Here is an 868-nt window from a genome sequence, read left to right as displayed (position 1 = left end):
GTCACCTTGCCGTCCGTGACCTCCAGGCGCCTCGTCAGCCTGACCGCGTCCAGCATGCGGCGGTCGTGGGTGATCAGGAGGAGCGTGCCCTCGTAGGCGTCCAGGGCCGATTCCAGTTGTTCGATGGCCGGCAGATCGAGGTGGTTGGTCGGCTCGTCCAGGATCAGCAGGTTGACGCCTCTGCCCTGGAGGAGAGCCAGGGCCGCCCTCGTGCGTTCGCCCGGGGAGAGGGTCGACGCCGGGCGCATGACATGGTCCGCCTTGAGGGCGAACTTGGCCAGGAGGGTGCGGATCTCGGCCGGTTCCGTGTCCGGTGTGGCCGAGCGGAAGGCGTCGAGCAGGGCCTCGGGGCCGTAGAACAGCTTGCGGGCCTGGTCGACCTCGCCGAGCAGGACGCCGGAGCCGAGCGACGCGTGTCCGGCGTCCAGCGGGACACGGCCCAGGAGGGCGGCGAGCAGCGTGGACTTGCCCGCGCCGTTCGCTCCCGTCACCGCCACCCGGTCCGCCCAGTCGATCTGGAGGGAGACCGGGCCGAGGACGAAGTCGCCGCGCCGGACCTCGGCGTCGCGCAGGGTGGCGACCACCGCGCCCGAGCGTGGCGCCGAGGCGATCTCCATGCGCAGGTCCCACTCCTTGCGGGGTTCCTCGACGACGTCGAGGCGTTCGATCATGCGCTGGGTCTGGCGGGCCTTGGCGGCCTGCTTCTCGCTGGCCTCGCTGCGGAACTTGCGGCCGATCTTGTCGTTGTCGTTGCCCGCCTTGCGCCGGGCGTTCTTGACGCCCTTGTCCATCCAGGAGCGCTGCGTCTGGGCCCGGTCCTGGAGGGAGGCCCGCTTGTCGGCGTATTCCTCGTACTCGTCGCGGGCGT

1 protein-coding gene is annotated in these 868 nt (G+C 71.0%); it reads right to left on the bottom strand.

Features of this window, described 5'->3' with window-relative positions:
• Positions 1-868: ATP-binding cassette domain-containing protein (locus tag EBH09_RS39445; protein ID WP_238697579.1), on the bottom strand; the 868-nt coding region annotated here is incomplete at both ends.

The sequence above is a fragment of the Streptomyces sp. E2N166 genome (assembly GCF_003671715.1).
In the GTDB taxonomy this organism is placed as follows: Bacteria; Actinomycetota; Actinomycetes; order Streptomycetales; family Streptomycetaceae; genus Streptomyces; species Streptomyces thinghirensis.
The sequence above is the reverse complement of the archived record's forward strand: the minus strand, read 5'-3'. Positions and strand labels throughout refer to the sequence as shown.